The following is a 17,375-nucleotide window of genomic DNA, read 5'->3' on the forward strand; positions in this document are numbered from 1 at the left end:
ACTATTAAAATTTAACTCTTAAACCTGCACTTACAGTTGATAAAGGAGAGTATCTGTACATACTTGATGAACCAGCTTGGTGAGTTGAAGGATTGAATCCTTTTCTCGCTGAAGCGATAGCCAAGTTATCTGCAGAAACCCAGATTCCTAATGCTTTTGCACCGATAGCATCTAACACATTAGTTTTGAAGTTGTAACCTAATCTTACGTTGTTCAACATCAAGTAATTTGCAGATGTCAAGAATCTAGTTGATGAAGAGTTTACACCAACATCATTGTCATTATTCAATCTTGGAACATTGGTGATATCACCAGGCTGTTGCCATCTGTTGAACATATCCGTGTGCCAGTTGTTACCACCGATCACATCATTGTTCATCAAGATTGCGTAAGCACCGTCATATGCATATCCACCTAAGCTATACAACATCTGTACGCTTAAATCGAAACCTTTGTAACCTGCTCTCAAGTTCACTGCACCTCTTAATTTAGGGATAGCAGATTTACCAACATAATGTTGAGTTGCTTCAGAGTAAACTGTTGTAGTTCCTTCTTTGATCTCTTTATTTTCTGGGTTGTCGAACAAAGCCAATGAAGTGATCTGCTCACCAGTGTCAAACTGACCGTTTGCATTGTTGTCCGTATAGAATACCTTGAATTGGCTCTCACCAGTTTCAGCATCCACACCTACGAAATCTCTCATGTAGAAATCGTAAAGAGAGTGATCTTTAGACCATCCATAAACCCCTTGGATATCAATTTCCTTAGGTAAGTTTGTGGAAGGTTCGATCGGCATTTTAGTGATTTTGTTTTTGAAACTCTCACCGTTGATACCTAGATCTAAATAGTAATCTTGACCTTTAAGGATGTGACCTACTAAATCAAATTCGATACCTTGGTTTCTTAACTGGCCGTCGTTTACCTTGATTGTAGGGTAACCGATTGATGGACCAACACCTCTATCGAAGATTAAGTTGTCGGTATTTTTCACATAATACTCAATTGTACCAGAGATATAGTTACCTAATTCGAACTCGATACCTGTTTGGAACATTTTGGAAGTTTCCCAAGTCAAGTCCTCATTACCTTTAGTTACGAATGAGAATGCAGGGTTGTTGTTCAAGTTATCTACACTGTACAAGTCGTAACCTGGGTAGTAACCAACACCAGCTTGCTCACCAAGGACACCGTAGGAAACTTTATATTTCAAGAAATTGAAAATATCTTGGTCTTGCATGAAGTCTTCGTTAGATACAATCCAACCAGCACCTACTGAACCAAAAGTTCCCCATTTATCTTTCTTGAACCTAGAAGAACCATCTCTTCTTACTGTTCCGGATAAGTAGTATTTATTTTTGTAATCGTAATTAACCTGTCCGAAGTAACTTTCCAAAGCATAAGCTTCAGTGTACGATTTAACTGGGTTAGAAACAATTACGTTATTGAAATCAAGGATGTTGTTGTCCACTAAGTTGTAACCAGAAGCATTCAAGATATTGCTTTCCCACTTAACAGCCTCATGTGCTACCAATGCTTCCAATGAGTGATCACCGAAATCTTTTCTATAGCGCAATAAGTTCAATAAGTTGAAGTAGTTAAGCTCTGTACGACTTTGGTACAATGAACCGTTTTGAGATGCAGAACTTCCGTAGAATTTGTTTGCACGGTCATTGTAGATGTTGTTATAGTATTGGATACCTAAGGAGTTTTCAAATGTCAAACCATCAATGATATTGAAGTTAACATAGGCTCTACCGTTCAATTCATTACGTTTGTGACGTTTGATGTCATAAGTTGCATCAGCGATCGCATTGGTTAATGAACCAAATTTACGGCCTGAGTTCGTTCCATAATCGTATACATAACCACCGAAGATATTATCATCGATTTTGTTTCCGTTTTCATCACGCTCAAACAAAGGATAGATAGAAGGAATGTTATCTACGAACCAGAAAATACTTCCTGAATCTTCCGATTGACCACCTGTATTTCTTTCTACTTTCGAGTAGTTGGTGTTCATACCCACTGTCAACCAGTCGGTCACTTTATGGTCTAAGCTCAAACGACCTGTAAATCTTTCGAAATCAGAGTTGATTGAATAACCTTTATCGCCTAAGTAACCGAAAGAGGTAAAGTAGTTTGTTTTATCTGATGCACCACCGAATCTAACGTTAATGTCAGTTCTAGCAGCGTTTTGGAAAGCATGATCTTCCCAGTTTTCAGGATCAAACTTTCTAGTTACATTGTTTTTAACCTTTCTAGTTACAGGATCGATTAGATCAGACACTGAACTTACGTTCCAAAGGTTGTTCAATGGATTGATACCTCTTTCTGAGAATAAGTACTCGTTAGCATAAGCAGCACCGTCTTCACCAGCCAATACACCTTCGTTGTACATAGCTTCCCAGCTTAAGCCGATATATTCTTCAGGGGATTTGATCACATCATAACGAGGCAATAAAGACATGTTTGTACCGAAGTTAACATCAGCTTCAATAAATGAGCTCTGTCCTCTACCAGTTTTAGTAGTGATTACGATTACCCCGTTAGCACCTCTAGAACCATAGATAGCAGTTGCAGCAGCATCTTTCAATACCGTTACATTATCGATATCTGCATTATTGATTGAAGTAATGTTACCTGAGAAAGGCACACCGTCAACCACGTACAATGGGTCACGGTTACCGTTAACCGAACCAAAACCACGGATACGTACTGTTGAAGCAGTACCTGGCTGACCTGTAGTATTGGTTACTTGAAGACCAGCGACCTCACCAGCGATTGCCTGCGATACGTTTGAAGTGTTTTTTTGTTGCAATTTCGTACCATCAACCTTTTTTGCAGAACCTGTAAAAGCTTCTTTGGTTGTACTACCGTAACCCACAACGACAACTTCATCTAAAGACATTTCATCTTCTACTAATTGTACATTGGCTGTTGTTTGGTTAGCAACATCAACTCTTTTGGAAGTATATCCAACAAATGAGAAGTTCAATACCGTCTTACCGTCCGCTACAGTAATCGTGAAACCTCCATCTGCGTCTGTCTGAGTAGCAATACTAGTTCCCACTAGCGCTACTGATACACCACTTAAGGGTGCTCCGTCAGTAACCGAAGTTACCTTACCACTCACTTGACGATCTTGTGCGAACGCTACACTAAACATGCAGGTTAACACAAAAATTAAGCTGAGTAATTTGTGTTTCATAAATTTTGCTATTAATTAAAAGTTTTAAAACAGAGTCTGTTAAAATTTGTTAAACAGTCGACAAATATAGACTTACCTTAAATATTTCACAAATAAATTCCTGTAACCTATTATTTTTATCAAATAGGTAACAGAAAAGTTGAAATGTTAACTATTATAAGTTTCTACGTTAAATTTTATAATAATTAGCATCCATTTAATAGTTATTTGACTGAAATGAATAAAACTTTTTTAATATTAACGAGATTATTATTCCCCTATCCTACTGAATTACTGTTATTTAGAAATCAAGATTGAAAATTTGGTAAAATATTGACTCATTTAGATGTTTGAACAAGCTTTTAGGGGAAGTAAAATTATATACACGTTACGACATCGAAATATCTAGAGATCAAAAACGAAACATTCATCAGTGGCTGAACAATAATTCAAAACATCAGTCATCAACATGTTTATTAATCAGAATATAATTTTGATTTATCCAACAAACACCACTCTTATGACAATCTTTATTGAAACACAATAATTCATTCAAAAATATTTATTACATAAAAATTGTAAAATGCATGTTACTTTAATATTATCTCTTGAATTTCTCGGTTAAAATGGATGTTTGAACACAAAAATGAGTTTAAAGCCTTAAAATCCACAATATTTCTTTAGGCGAAATATTGCACACGATTAAAGAACAAAAGTATAATTCATTTCACAAGACCTTGAAAAACAGCTTTTAGGGAGTATGGCAGAGAAAAAAAAACGGGATTGAACACTGTTCAACCCCGATTAATATAAAGGCAGTCTATCTTAGGGCTAAGCATTAACCGCCTATTACAAACACAATATTATTTAGTTACTTATTCAATTTCGATCGGAACATCATAGACATCTACTCGATTTATCTTAAGAACTTGTAAATAAAGGAACCGCCAAAATTTTGGACGGCCCCTTCATAGGTAATATTATTATTTAGTATCCCACCAAAGTCTGGTGTTCAATTCATCTGGACCTTGAGCGGCAACAGCTGCTTCATAGTTTTTACCATTCAAGCCCGATTCCGTATTCGGATATGCCTGACGAACAGGGATCTTTTTGTCGATTGACAAAGGAGCCGGACCAGGATGTAACTCTGGGAATCCAGTTCTTCTCCAGTCCACCCAGCTTTCATAACCATTTGCTTGGTAATTAGCCAACCATTTTTGGGTAATGATCAATTTCAAGCCATTTGCTGCATTGTAAGCAACGCCACTTTGCGTAAAGTAGGATGCAGGCGCAGTTACCCCTTGTTGTTGCATGGATGCATCGATACCTTTTTTGTAAAAAGTAGCAGCGTCTCCAGTTCCCCAACCGCGATAAGCAGCCTCAGCTAACATAAACTGAATTTGTGCATAAGTTGTGATTGGCAAACCATAGTTTTGAGCAGTGAATTTTTTACCGATCAACGAAACAGTTTCTTGGTTCAAATCATCATCCGCATTGGCCAAACCATAAGGCATACCTTTATAACCACCCCCTTGAACCACTTTTTCTGCATAAACTGGCAGGCGAGGATCAGCTAAGTCTTCCAACGTTTCGATCATTTTTTCACTTACCGCATAATCCGTTCTTTTACCAACAAAGTAGTTGTTATAAAGCGGGTTTTGGTTATTGGCATCATTCAGGTAAGCAAAAACAGCGTTGTCAGCATTACTAGCGATTGCTCCTGCAGCATAAGCACTAGCAAACTCCGCTTTAGCTAAATTTGGATCAACATCTGCTAAGTGAATAGCAGCAACCATACGTAAAGAGTTGGCCCATTTTACCCATTTAGAAACATTCCCTTGGAAAAGGATATCACCATTTAATGCTTCACCAGTCTTTAATTGCGCAGCAGCTTCTTTCAATTCTTTCAACAAAGAAGTGTAGATATCCTTTTGTGTATCGTATTTAGGTGTCAATACTTCTTTACCTTTTAAGGCTTCTGAGTACGGCAACATTCCCCATCTGTCTGTCATGTGCAGATAAAAGAAAGCTTTCAAAATTCGAGATACCCCAATTTGGTTATCCGTGCTACCACCTTTTTGAACATAAGGTAAGTTTGCAGTTGCTGGATCAGAGTTTAAATTAAGGATGGTTTGCGCATCCAATAATGGCCCATTGTAATAAGCTGAAAAATCATAGAACTTATTTTGGAACCTAGACTCATTGGTATATTGAATCTCGGCCATATACTGGGGATATATATCCTTTGCCCAACCAGCGATACCGTTTCCTTGGTTACCAATTTGACGGATCACATTACTTATCAACAGCTCGGTATTTGGATCGGCTGGATTATTTGGATCTTTGTTAATCTCTTCAAAATCTTTGGTACAAGAAACTGAAAGACCAATCAAAACAAATCCAAGTATTGTATTTAAAAATTTCTTTTTCATAAACTTAATAGATTTACAGGCTAAACCTTAGATTAAAACCAAATGTCCTTGTGTTAGGCAACTGACCACCTTCAAACCATGAGCCTTCTAAGATGGAAGGGTCAAAGTTTCTGTTTTTAGCATAAATCAAGAATGGATTTTGTGCAATCAGGGTTAATGAAACTTTCTTGAATGGAGTTTTACCAAACATTCTGTCAGGGAAAGTATAACCGATGTTGATTTCACGCATTTTGATATATGATGCATCATATACCCAGTTTTCCCAAATGTTACCTGAGTTCAATTTGTCTTGATATAATTGTTGAACATCCACATACACATCATTAGGAGTTCCATCTTCTTTCACACCATCAAGGAGAACACCACCACCTTGATCAACTGGATCACGTTTAGGGTTTCCTTTATCGTTCACACCTGCTGTTTCTTCGTACAATCCAGAACCATTACCGAACATGGAAGAAATAGACATGTATTTACCACCTTTTTGAAAGTCTAGAGAGAAACCAGCCGTAATGCCTTTGTAGTTGAACTGTGAAGTTAAACCACCTGTGAAATCAGGAAGGATAGAGCCTAGATCGACGTCGCCTGAAGTAGGGACATAAAATCCGTCAGCTCCAACGATTTTTTCGCCTTTTTCATTTCTTTTGAAACCTGAACCAGTCAACATACCGAATGCATCACCTTTACGGGCATTAACAGCAATAACCGGAGCACCAACGAAACCAAATGAGTTTCTGGTACCATCCACTGTAACCCTTAGGTTGTTTACAACGATATTATTTACTGGATCTTCGTATAGTTCAACAACTTTGTTTTTGTTGATACCAATGTTTGCATTCAAGTTCCAGGAGAAGTTATCATTTCTGATTGGTGTACCACCTAATGAGAACTCATGCCCCCAGTTGTCAATTTGACCAGCGTTGATCGCTGTAGTCGCATATCCTGATGCTGAAGTTACCGTCAAAGGAATAATTTGATCTTTCGATGAACGTGTGTAGTAGTTGTAATCAAAAGTCAAACGATCACGGAAGAATCTTAATTCCGTACCTACTTCAATAGATGAAGATAGCGTAGGTTTAAGTTCTGTATTCACCAATTGGTTAGGAACAGTCAATAATGGATTAGAGCCATAAGGGTTTCCGATCGAATAAGTTTGTGCAACCCTGAATGGATCAGTATCCGTACCAACACGAGCGATGGAAGCTCTTAATTTACCATAGCTGAACCAATCGGACTCAATAAATTCAGAGAACAAGAATGATCCCGAAACACCTCCGTATAAATAGGAGTTATTTTTCTTAGGTAAACTTGAAGACCAGTCATTTCTAGCATTAGCTTCTAAGAACAAGAAGTCTCTGAAACCTAAAGTAATGTATCCGTATAGGGAGTTTACTTTATAATCGCTTAAGAAAGAGTTAAGGGTAGGTCTGTTCTTGGACGCTGATAGGGTATACAAATCAGGAACAGCTAGACCACCTGCAGTACGTGCATCAGTATATGTACGTTTGTTTCTTCTGTTTTCTACGAAAACAGCTGCTGCAATATCAAAATCCTGAACCTTAGTCGTATAATCAATACTACCTACGAAGTTCAATTCTTGTTGATTGTTCAAGTATTGGTAGTACTCGTCTTGGCTAAGTGTGTTGGAAGCGATTCTAGAGTTTTGCTCACCGTTAAAGAAGTTACCACGAGCGATTGCAGAAGCTTTCCAGTTTTCATTGAATTTATACACTGCACTTACGTTTCCGTACAATCTTTTTCTGATATCATTCGAAATGTTTTTGTACACATGTGTATATGGGTTGTCCCAGTACTTAGGGTTTGTATTGGTTGGAGAAATCATGTTCCAACTTCTGTACGTACCATCAGGTCTTTGGTAATCTTTAAGATCATCCATGTTCAAGTTTCTTGCAAACCATTGGTTGAATGAACTTTGCGGACCTGAACTATAACCATCGATAGGAGTATTGAAACGGTTTTCAAAGATAAAGTTGAGGTTCGTGCTAACGGTTAATTTATCACTTAAATTCAACGCTGCATTAGCACCTAACCAGTGTTTACCTTGTTTAGAATTAGGCATAACCCCAGTTCTGCTCAAATTGGTATAGGAAAGTCTTGAATTTAGATCATCCGTTCTTTTTGAAACCGCAACGTTAGTACTCGCCGTAACACCAGTTTCAAAGAAGCTCTTTACGTTGTCTGGTTGAGGAGAGAAAGCAGCCAATTGACCGAATTTAGGGTGGGTTGGATCCCAAGCGTACCAAGGCGCGATCATTGATCCGTCCAACTTGTGACCCCAGCTTTCATCTGCTGAGAAGTTGTAATATTGAGCACCATCTAAGGCTTTCAAATAATCGGCATGAATAGCAGGATTGTACTTAAATGTAGAGAACTCTTGGTTGTAACCACCACCATATTCGTTTTGGTATGCTGGTAAGCCATAAACATTTTCAAATGAAGTGGCTTGGTTTACTTCGATACCGATTCCAGGTGTTGCTTTACCCGATTTGGTTTTGATCACGACTGCACCTTCTGCACCACGTTGACCGTACAATGCAGTTGCTGCAGGGCCTTTCAAAACGGATAGGCTTTCGATATCGTCGTTGTTAACATATTCAGGACCCGTGATCACACCATCCACAACGTAGATTGGGTTACCACCTGTCAAGTTGTTAATACCACGGATACGGATAGCTGCAGTACCGAATTTAGCACCAGAACCCGTTCTGATTTGGATACCGGAAACTTTACCCGCTAAAGCTGTGTTTAAATCTGCTTGTCTAGCTTGTGTAAGGTCCTCTCCTTTTACTTGTTGAACCGAATAACCGATTGATTTTCTGGTCCTTTCAATACCTAGAGCAGTTACTACGACTTCTTCCAGGTCATTATCTCCGCCAACCAATCGCACATTAATAGTTGTTTGGGAGCCAACGGTAATGGTTTGGGTTTCATAACCGATATAGGTAAATGAAAGTTTACCATTCGCTGGTACGGAAATTGAATAATTTCCAAATTCATCAGTTTGTGTAGCGGAATTAAGATCCACAACCCTAACTGTAGCGCCTGCAATAGGGCTGCCGTCAGATGCCGCTGTCACTTTACCACTCACTTGCCGATCTTGTGCATGTACGACGCCAATTAGCATAGTACACAGCAACAGAACACTGAGTAATCTTTGTTTCATGTTTCTTGTTTTTAGTTAATAAAAATTGGGTTCTAATTTTTCTTGGCAAAAAGTTAGTATTGTTAAACTAGCGCCAAATCTATTTATATGCTATTGGGGATGCAAAAAAAGGGCATTTATTTTTTGAAATTTTCGAAATTAAACTTAAAACACTATTAAAATTATATTTTATACAGCTTTTGGTTAATTGAAAAGGAGTGATTTTAGGTGTTTTTTATGATAATTGAAAAATATTTCACTATTAATCATTAAATAAAATATATCTGTGTAATAAAAATTAATTTCATATAATAAATGAGGTTAAATTAATTTTACAATAAGAAATTGTTAACCATAACTTATTCGTTTTTCCTAAATGCATTTTTAAACCCGTTTTATCCAATAATCACGTACATTTGCGTATGCGTTTTGACATCATTACCGTATTACCACAATTATTGGACAGCCCTTTTGCCCACTCTATCCTTCAGCGTGCGCAAAAAAAAGGGTTATGCTCCATCCATGTTCATAATTTGAGAGATTATTCCGTAAACAAGCAAAAATCTGTAGACGATTATCCTTATGGTGGTGGATCAGGCATGGTCATGCAAATTGCGCCTTTTGCAGCTTGTATAGAGAAACTAAAATCTGAGCGCGAATATGACGAGATCATCTATATGACTCCAGACGGGGAGACCTTAAACCAAGGGATCGCCAATGGGCTAAGCTCGGCCAAGAACATCATGATATTATGTGGGCACTATAAAGGGATTGACCAACGGATCAGGGACATTTACGTGACCCGCGAAATATCCATCGGTGATTATGTTCTGTCGGGGGGAGAATTACCGGCAGCCATATTGGTGGATTCTATCGTCAGGATCATACCAGGGGTGCTTTCCGATGAAACCTCTGCCCTTTCCGACTCCTTCCAAGATGGCCTGTTGGATGCGCCAATCTATACCCGACCGGTAGACTGGAATGGCCATAAAGTACCTGATATCCTATTGAGTGGACATGAAGCCAAAATCACAGAATGGCGTCATGAGCAACAACTTATACGAACGAAACAAAGAAGACCGGATTTGCTAAATGACTAAAAATCCTGCCTAATCTTTGCTTTTTTCACAAATAAAGTTTGAATATTCAATTTTTCTATTAATTTTGTGATGCAATGATGACTGTAATTCAATATACTAACCGTTGGTGGCTTCTGACTATATAAGTCGGGAAGGTGGTATATTTTAGATAAAATTTTTCATAATCAACCAAAACCACTGAATGGTAGCCCGACGTATTTCGTCGGGCTTTTTTTATTTTTGAAAACTATTAAACACTTATATGAACTTTAAATTCAAAACTAACCATAAGAAGATCTTAGCGGACACGACTACACCGGTAAGCATCTACCTTAGACTGCGCGATACTTTCCCCAACAGCCTGCTCTTGGAAAGTTCGGAGTACCATAGCCGGGACAACAACATCAGCTATATCTGTTGCCAACCGATCGCCAGCATCATCTTGGAAAACGACGAACTGAGCATCAGCCTACCGAACCAGAAGAAAACCGTCAAGAACGCGAAGGAACTTAACCTGAGAGAAGAGGTTTCAAATTTCAGGAAATCTTTTGAAGCCGATCTCGTTCCTGATGTAAACGTGATTTCCAATGGCCTTTTCGGATATTTCAGCTTTGAGGCCGTGGAATTCTATGAGGACATTGAACTAACGGCCAAAGAAAACCAAAGACGGAAAATCCCGACCCTGCAATACCATATCTACAAATATGTTATCGCAATTGACCATTTCAGGAACCAATTGCATGTATTTGAAAACCTATTGGATAACGAACCTTCGGACTTGGACAGGCTTCAATTCCTGATCCAGAACAAGAACTTCCCAGAATATACCTTCCAGGTAAAGGGTGAAGAGTCTTCAAACATGAAGGACGAAGACTTCAAGGCCTTGGTCAATAAAATGAAGGAGCATATACAGAGAGGTGACGTTTTTCAGATCGTTCCTTCAAGGGCATTTGAAACTCCTTTTTCTGGGGATGAGTTCAATGTCTATAGAGCATTACGTTCCATCAATCCATCGCCATACCTATTCTATTTTGACTATGGTGATTTTAAGCTCTTCGGTTCTTCTCCAGAGGCCCAGCTAACGATTAAGAATGATCAGGCAACCATCTATCCTATTGCCGGGACCTTCAAGCGGACTGGTAATATGGACTTGGATGAAAAGATAGCTGAAGAATTGAAAAATGATCCGAAAGAAAGTGCTGAGCACGTCATGCTGGTTGACCTGGCCAGAAACGACTTAAGCAGACACTGCCATCATGTTCAGGTTAAATCCTACAAGGAAGCGCAATACTATTCACATGTTATCCATTTGGTGTCCAAGGTCAGCGGAACGTTGAACCCGAACACCAATCCTTTTGATGTGGTTGGTGATACCTTTCCGGCAGGAACCCTATCGGGCGCCCCTAAACATATGGCCATTACCCTGATCGACCGTTATGAAGGCCTTCAAAGGTCATTTTATTCAGGTGCTATCGGTTTTATGGGCTTTAATGGGGATTTTAACCATGCCATCATGATCCGCTCCTTCCTGAGCAAGCAGAATGTATTGCATTATCAAGCTGGAGCAGGAATTGTATTGGATTCAGATCCTGAAAAAGAATTACAAGAAGTAAATAATAAGATATCAGCTCTTCGCAGGGCTTTAGAATTAGCGGAAACCTTATAAAATGAGCAAGCCAATATTAGTAATCGACAACTACGACTCCTTCACCTACAACCTGGTACACCTCCTTCAAGAATTGAACGAGCGCTATGAAGTCGTTAGAAATGACAAGTTTGACCTCGAAGACATCGAGAAATACGACAAGATCTTGTTATCACCAGGACCAGGCATTCCTGAGGAAGCCGGCCTGTTATTGGATGTCATCCGTAAATATGCGCCAACCAAAAGTATCCTTGGGATATGCCTTGGACAACAGGCTATTGCGGAGGTATTTGGCGGCAAGCTCTACAATATGCCCAAACCTTTGCACGGGGTGGCTACAAGCATCCAAGTGACGGACCCTTCTGAGCCTCTTTTCGAGAATTTCCCGGAAGATTCAAAAATCGGCCGTTACCATTCTTGGGCAGTGGATCCTGACAGTTTAAACGAGAACTTAAAGGTTACTGCTGTGGACCCGAACGGTGTAATTATGGCTCTGAGCCATACGAAATATGATGTGAAAGGCATGCAGTTCCACCCAGAATCCATCTTGACTGATAATGGAAAAACATTGATCGCCAACTGGATCAAGGGCAAGAATTAATTCCCATAAAAGAAGATTAACATGACCATATTAGATAAAATAGTAGCCAGAAAGAAAGAGGAAGTAGCAGCTGCCAAAGCATTGCTGAGCATTTCAGATTTGCAGGCCATGCCTCTATTTTCTCGGGAATGCCATAACCTGAAGGAAAGCATCTTGGACCCAACCAAAACGGGGATCATTGCTGAATACAAAAGGGCATCGCCTTCAAAAGGCCTGATCAATGGTACCTCCACGGTACGGGAGGTGGTATCTGGCTATCAAAAAGCAGGAGCTTCGGCCATCTCTGTCCTGACGGACAAGGATTTCTTCCAAGGTTCATTGGAAGACCTGACCGCAGCACGCGAGGTGTTAGAAATTCCGTTATTGCGCAAGGAATTTATCGTGGATGAATACCAAATCGCAGAAGCGAAGGCATACGGAGCAGACATTATCTTGCTGATTGCGGCATGCTTGGATAGGCAGGAAATCAAAACCCTGTCGGAATACGCCAAATCTTTGGGGTTAAATGTATTGCTGGAAGTGCACAATGAGGAGGAGCTCCAAAGGAGCATTTTTGACAGCATTGATGCCATTGGGGTAAACAATAGAAACCTGAAGGATTTCAGTGTTTCGTTGGAGCACTCCTATGATTTGGTCAATAAAATCCCGGATCAATTTATCAAAGTGTCCGAAAGTGGGATTTCAGACCCTGAGACCATCAAGGCCCTTAAAAAGGCTGGATTCAATGCCTTCTTAATCGGTGAGAACTTCATGAAAACAAAGGATCCAATGGAGGCCATAGTGGAATTTGTAAACAAAATCTAGGTATAGAGCCTCTATTATTATACAAAAGAAGGGAGGTCATTAGAATGTCTAAAATCTTGTGCCTCTTATCTATTGTCTATTTTTGTTTACCTTTGTAAAAATTTCAACAAATAATGTCGGTAAAGATAGGCGAACATATTGATTTAGGTGAGTTTCCATTGTTGTTGGCTCCTATGGAAGATGTCAGTGATCCTCCATTCCGTTACGTGTGTAAACAGAACGGTGTGGACATGATGTATACTGAGTTTATCTCATCCGAGGGCCTGATACGTGATGCCGCTAAGTCTCGCCAGAAACTGGACATCTTTGAATATGAAAGACCTATAGGCATACAGATCTTCGGTTCAGATATTGAACACATGCGTCAATCGGCTGAAATCTGCACGGCAGCTAATCCAAATTTAATTGATATCAACTATGGTTGTCCGGTTAAGAATGTAGCTTGTCGTGGCGCTGGTGCGAGCCTATTGCAGGACATCGACAAAATGGTTGCGATGACCAAGGCTGTTGTGGATGCTACCCACCTTCCTGTTACCGTCAAGACCAGATTGGGTTGGGATGACAACACTAAAAACGTGTATGAGGTTGCTGAACGTCTTCAGGACATCGGTATCAAGGCATTGGCCATCCATGGTCGCACCAGGGCGCAGATGTATAAAGGACAGGCAGACTGGTCGATGATCAAGGACGTGAAAAGGAACCCTAGGATTCAAATCCCAATTTTTGGAAACGGAGATGTGGACTCTGTGGAGAAAGCTGCTGCCTGGAGACAGGAATTTGAAGTTGACGGCATTATGATCGGCAGAGCATCCATCGGTTACCCTTGGATCTTTAGGGAAATCAAGCACTTTTTCAATACCGGGGAGCGCCTAGACGGCCCGACGGTATCAGAACGTGTCGATATCTGCCATACCCACCTGACCAAGTCCATTGAATGGAAGGGTGAGAAAACAGGAATATTTGAAATGAGAAGGCATTATGCCAATTATTTCAAAGGGATACCTAATTTCAAGGATTATAGAATGAAACTGGTCAGCTTACAGGATGTCAATGAAATCCTGGAAGTACTGGAAGAAATAAGATTTAATTTTGCAGAAGAAGTCGCTTAGGAATAAGCGACTTTTTTTGACTCTATATTTTGATTATCGCCTTTTCAGTACCTTGAACAAGGTGTTTTTTTCAAAGTAGAATACAGCCCCCAAAAACAGGATAAATAATAGATTTCCAATCCAGAAATGTCCAAAATAAGCAAACCAAGAGACGATCAGTCCCATGAATAGGTATGCCAGGATCTTCTTGCTGTTATAGGGAATGCTATAGTTCTGCTGCCCCCAGAAATAGGAAAGTCCAACCATCACCACATAGGCACTCGTGGTAGACAATGCGGCTCCAACGTAGGAATAGCGAGGGATCAGAAGGAGGTTCAAAATGATGGTAATAATGGCCCCTACTCCAGATATATATAGGCCATATCGAGTCTGATCGGATAGTTTGTACCAGATGGACAGGTTCATATACACGCCCAAGAGCACATAATTGAAGAGTAAGATCGGAACGATAAACAGTCCTGACCAATAGGCTTCAGGCTCTAATTTAGACCCTCGGATAAAGCCTTTTAACCAATCAAGGTTTGCACATAGACCAATCATCACGATAACCATAGCAATGACGAAATATTCCATAATCACGGCATAGGTCTTCCTTGCATTCTCGTTCTTAGCATATGAGAAGAAGAATGGTTCAGCACCCAATCTAAATGCAGTGACAAAAAGGTTTAAGAAAACGGCAATTTTTGCTACTGCCCCATAAACACCAAGGTCCATTTCCCCTTGCTCTCCTGGCACCAACCGTGGGAACATGATCTTATCCAGGTTTTCGTTGATAATAAAAGAGATATTGGCAATCAAAATCGGGAAAGAATAGTTCAGCATACTCTTGATCAGCTTATTGTCCAGTCGGAATCTAAATCCAGCAATCTGCGGTATCAATAATAGTAAAGTGACCAGACTGGCCATTAAATTGGCAATAAAAACATTACCTAACCAGCCTTCACGAAACCAACCTGCACTGAATTCCCTGAAGAATTCCGAGTTCTTGTTCCATTCTGGCAACCATGCCAACAAGACAAAATTGACGGTAATGAAGACCAAGATGTTGATCAGTTTCACCAAACCATATCGGATTGGCCTCCCTCCTGCTCTCAATTTGGCAAAAGGCACTACAGCGATTGCATCGGCAGCAATGATCAGCGCAAAGAACTTGACGTATAGAATATAATCAGGTACATTTACCCCCTCACTTAAAAAATGGGCAATGGGCTCTGTAAAAGTGAACACAGACAACAGAAATATTGCTGTGGTAAATAGGGTAATCAAGAAACTATTGTCGAATACGCGATCTTTGTCAGTGTCTTCCTTTTGCAGATAACGGAAAAAAGTCGTTTCCATTCCAAATGCTATAACAGCATTCAGCAGGGAAGCATAAGAAAAAAGATTGGTGAAAACTCCGTATACGGAGGTGCGAAACTTCCCTGTAAAGAAAGGGGTCATCAAGAACCCAAGCATTCGGGATAAGATGGTCGAAAGACCATAGATCATCGTATCGCTGACAAATTTCTTAACTACCGACACGCTTATTTGATTTTCTTAATGACTTCGAAATTGCGGAATCCCTTGATTTCATCGGACTCTTCATATCCCACATGGGCTACTTCAGCATGTTCAGGCCCCTCCTGACAAAAGTCTATTAAAGACTCTAGGGCGAAAACATCGCCCTCAGCTTCTATATAAACAGATCCATCAGGTTCGTTCATCACAAAACCTTTTACCTTCAATTGATCAGCAACAGCTTTTGTCGAAGCCCTGAAAAAGACTCCTTGAACTTTACCTTGAACCTTAATATTCCAATGTTTCATGAATACAAAGGTAAAAGAAGAAATAGAATTAGAAACTATCTAATTCTTCTAACCTTAACTTTCGGGTTCAGTTTGAATGTATCCATTCCTTCCAACAGCACCAAGCCTGGTTTCTTGCCTACTTCCAAAGAGCCTAATTCGCTTTCCAAGTTCAAAGCCTTAGCACCGTTCAAGGTAGCCCATTTGATGGTCTCATTGAAGTCCAATTCCGGAAACTCTTGGTGGATAACCTTCAATTCCTCTAAAATATCCAATGTATCGTTTGACGCTAGGCTGTCGGTACCAATCACGATGTCATGGCCTCCCAACAAGAAATTGTCGATTTTAGGAATTCTATCTTCGATATATAAGTTGGCTTTTGGACAGAAACAGAAATAAACCGATCTACCCATTCTATCCACAAAATCCAAGTCCTTAATCGAAGTATAGGTATTGTGCACTAGGATCAATTTATTCTTGCTAGGGATATAGGGCAAAAAGGATTGCAGAGAGTTTCTTGCTTGAGCTCTAAAATCTTCCATCACCATGTCCATCTTCTTGAAAAACTCCAAGAATTCACCTTTCTTATAACGGAAAAGCTTGTTCTCTTCGTCACTTTCCTGATTGTGGATACTGATGATATTATCTTCGCTGATTGCTTTTTTCAAGGTCTTAAATAAGAATTTAGAACCAGAATAAGGCGCGTGAGGGGTGATTGAGGAATGTTTGTAATCAAAATGGAATTCAATTTCCTTGGCATTGTCGATTCTTGTAACTACATCTTCCTTATTGGTTGCCATTACTTCAACAAACGTATGGTATTTGATAGGGCTGTTTTCCTTGATCTTAGCGGTAACTGCAGAGTTCACGTGGTCGCCGACAGCTTGGATGCCGTTCTCATACATCATTTTGTCAGCTTCTTCCATGGCAGCTTCCAACTTGCTTTCATGGTTTCCGCGTTCATTGATTACAGCAGAAAGGAAGTTAGGTAATCCTGTACTTCTAGGCACAACACCTAATAAATGGGAAAGTTCCAGATGACAATGAGCATTTACAAATCCAGGAATTAAAGCTCCTTTGAATTGTTCCACTAAATTTTCATCTATTTCACCTGGATTGAAAACACCTTTCACAATCCCTTGATCATCCATCGCGACTACCCCCTTTTTAATAGCAGGCCCGGCAACAGGAAACACAACATCAGCAGCGTAATACTTCATAAGAAATTAATAGTTCCGTTTTTTTAAAGTTAGCGTAATTTGCCCATTGATGGCAATGCAGGCAATTTACAAAAAAATACTATCAGTTTAACTAATAAAATAATAATTACGAATTTGTTACAATAATATTTAAATTTTGTTTTATTTATCCAAAAGGCTAGCTTTGCGCTATCGAATAGGGGTGCCTTGTTGAAAAACACGAACAAAGGCTGAGATTATACCCTGTATTTCAAGTGATTACAAGAAATACATACCTGATCTGGATAATGCCAGCGTAGGGAAAGGGCGGTTAAATAGAACTTGTTGTGACCCCTTACAGCAAGAAAGTTTAACTCTTTAAAACATTTTTTT

Annotated in this window: 11 protein-coding genes and 1 riboswitch; of the genes, 5 read left to right on the forward strand and 6 right to left on the reverse strand. The window is 39.6% G+C overall.

Annotated elements, in window-relative coordinates; all coding sequences use genetic code 11:
* Window positions 1-4: 4 nt before the first annotated feature.
* From RT138_RS03150 to RT138_RS03160, 3 genes are all read right to left on the reverse strand, one after another.
* The gene (locus tag RT138_RS03150) at window positions 5-3,166 is read right to left on the reverse strand and encodes a SusC/RagA family TonB-linked outer membrane protein (RefSeq protein ID WP_313189489.1); all 3,162 of its coding nucleotides are present in this window, start codon (window positions 3,164-3,166) and stop codon (window positions 5-7) included.
* A 1,004-nt stretch (window positions 3,167-4,170) separates the two neighbouring features.
* The gene (locus tag RT138_RS03155; RefSeq protein WP_313189490.1) at window positions 4,171-5,619 is read right to left on the reverse strand and encodes a SusD/RagB family nutrient-binding outer membrane lipoprotein; all 1,449 of its coding nucleotides are present in this window, start codon (window positions 5,617-5,619) and stop codon (window positions 4,171-4,173) included.
* A gap of 13 nt (window positions 5,620-5,632) precedes the next feature.
* Window positions 5,633-8,803, reverse strand: coding sequence for a SusC/RagA family TonB-linked outer membrane protein (locus RT138_RS03160; protein ID WP_313189491.1), 3,171 nt, complete (start codon window positions 8,801-8,803; stop codon window positions 5,633-5,635).
* A 401-nt stretch (window positions 8,804-9,204) separates the two neighbouring features.
* Between RT138_RS03160 and trmD the strand changes: the two genes are divergently transcribed.
* The 5 genes from trmD to dusB all read left to right on the forward strand — a co-directional run bounded on the left by trmD (window position 9,205) and on the right by dusB (window position 14,020).
* Complete coding sequence (trmD, locus tag RT138_RS03165) at window positions 9,205-9,882, forward strand: tRNA (guanosine(37)-N1)-methyltransferase TrmD (RefSeq protein ID WP_185213920.1); 678 nt, start codon at window positions 9,205-9,207, stop codon at window positions 9,880-9,882.
* A 241-nt stretch (window positions 9,883-10,123) separates the two neighbouring features.
* Window positions 10,124-11,527: an anthranilate synthase component I family protein gene (locus RT138_RS03170; protein ID WP_313189492.1), complete on the forward strand. Its 1,404-nt coding sequence runs from the start codon at window positions 10,124-10,126 to the stop codon at window positions 11,525-11,527.
* Window position 11,528: 1 nt separating this feature from the next.
* Window positions 11,529-12,107: an aminodeoxychorismate/anthranilate synthase component II gene (locus tag RT138_RS03175; RefSeq protein WP_313189493.1), complete on the forward strand. Its 579-nt coding sequence runs from the start codon at window positions 11,529-11,531 to the stop codon at window positions 12,105-12,107.
* Window positions 12,108-12,128: 21 nt separating this feature from the next.
* A complete protein-coding gene (trpC, locus tag RT138_RS03180; protein ID WP_313189494.1) occupies window positions 12,129-12,911 on the forward strand; it encodes an indole-3-glycerol phosphate synthase TrpC in 783 nt (260 codons plus the stop codon).
* Between the two features lie 113 nt (window positions 12,912-13,024).
* Complete coding sequence (gene dusB, locus RT138_RS03185) at window positions 13,025-14,020, forward strand: tRNA dihydrouridine synthase DusB (RefSeq protein WP_185213916.1); 996 nt, start codon at window positions 13,025-13,027, stop codon at window positions 14,018-14,020.
* Window positions 14,021-14,053: 33 nt separating this feature from the next.
* Here the strand turns inward: dusB and RT138_RS03190 are convergent, their stop codons facing one another.
* Genes RT138_RS03190 through RT138_RS03200 form a run of 3 tightly spaced genes read right to left on the reverse strand, consistent with a single transcriptional unit; the run spans window position 14,054 to window position 17,024 of the window.
* On the reverse strand, window positions 14,054-15,541 hold the full coding sequence (locus RT138_RS03190) for a lipopolysaccharide biosynthesis protein (protein WP_313189495.1): 1,488 nt from the start codon (window positions 15,539-15,541) through the stop codon (window positions 14,054-14,056).
* Window positions 15,542-15,543: 2 nt separating this feature from the next.
* The gene (locus tag RT138_RS03195; RefSeq protein WP_313189496.1) at window positions 15,544-15,825 is read right to left on the reverse strand and encodes an acylphosphatase; all 282 of its coding nucleotides are present in this window, start codon (window positions 15,823-15,825) and stop codon (window positions 15,544-15,546) included.
* A gap of 35 nt (window positions 15,826-15,860) precedes the next feature.
* Window positions 15,861-17,024, reverse strand: a complete 1,164-nt coding sequence (locus RT138_RS03200) for an amidohydrolase family protein (protein ID WP_313189497.1) — start codon at window positions 17,022-17,024, stop codon at window positions 15,861-15,863.
* A gap of 167 nt (window positions 17,025-17,191) precedes the next feature.
* Window positions 17,192-17,322, forward strand: a riboswitch (TPP riboswitch).
* Window positions 17,323-17,375 lie beyond the last annotated feature (53 nt).

Source organism: Sphingobacterium sp. (assembly GCF_032065005.1).
Lineage (GTDB): Bacteria > Bacteroidota > Bacteroidia > Sphingobacteriales > Sphingobacteriaceae > Sphingobacterium.

Coding starts and splice junctions, on each gene's coding strand:
- RT138_RS03200 (WP_313189497.1), bottom strand. CDS start 17,024: ATGAAGTATTACGCTGCTGATGTTGTGTTTCCTGTTGCCGGGCCTGCT.
- trpC (WP_313189494.1), top strand. CDS start 12,129: ATGACCATATTAGATAAAATAGTAGCCAGAAAGAAAGAGGAAGTAGCA.
- dusB (WP_185213916.1), top strand. CDS start 13,025: ATGTCGGTAAAGATAGGCGAACATATTGATTTAGGTGAGTTTCCATTG.
- RT138_RS03170 (WP_313189492.1), top strand. CDS start 10,124: ATGAACTTTAAATTCAAAACTAACCATAAGAAGATCTTAGCGGACACG.
- trmD (WP_185213920.1), top strand. CDS start 9,205: ATGCGTTTTGACATCATTACCGTATTACCACAATTATTGGACAGCCCT.
- RT138_RS03160 (WP_313189491.1), bottom strand. CDS start 8,803: ATGAAACAAAGATTACTCAGTGTTCTGTTGCTGTGTACTATGCTAATT.
- RT138_RS03195 (WP_313189496.1), bottom strand. CDS start 15,825: ATGAAACATTGGAATATTAAGGTTCAAGGTAAAGTTCAAGGAGTCTTT.
- RT138_RS03175 (WP_313189493.1), top strand. CDS start 11,529: ATGAGCAAGCCAATATTAGTAATCGACAACTACGACTCCTTCACCTAC.
- RT138_RS03155 (WP_313189490.1), bottom strand. CDS start 5,619: ATGAAAAAGAAATTTTTAAATACAATACTTGGATTTGTTTTGATTGGT.
- RT138_RS03150 (WP_313189489.1), bottom strand. CDS start 3,166: ATGTTTAGTGTAGCGTTCGCACAAGATCGTCAAGTGAGTGGTAAGGTA.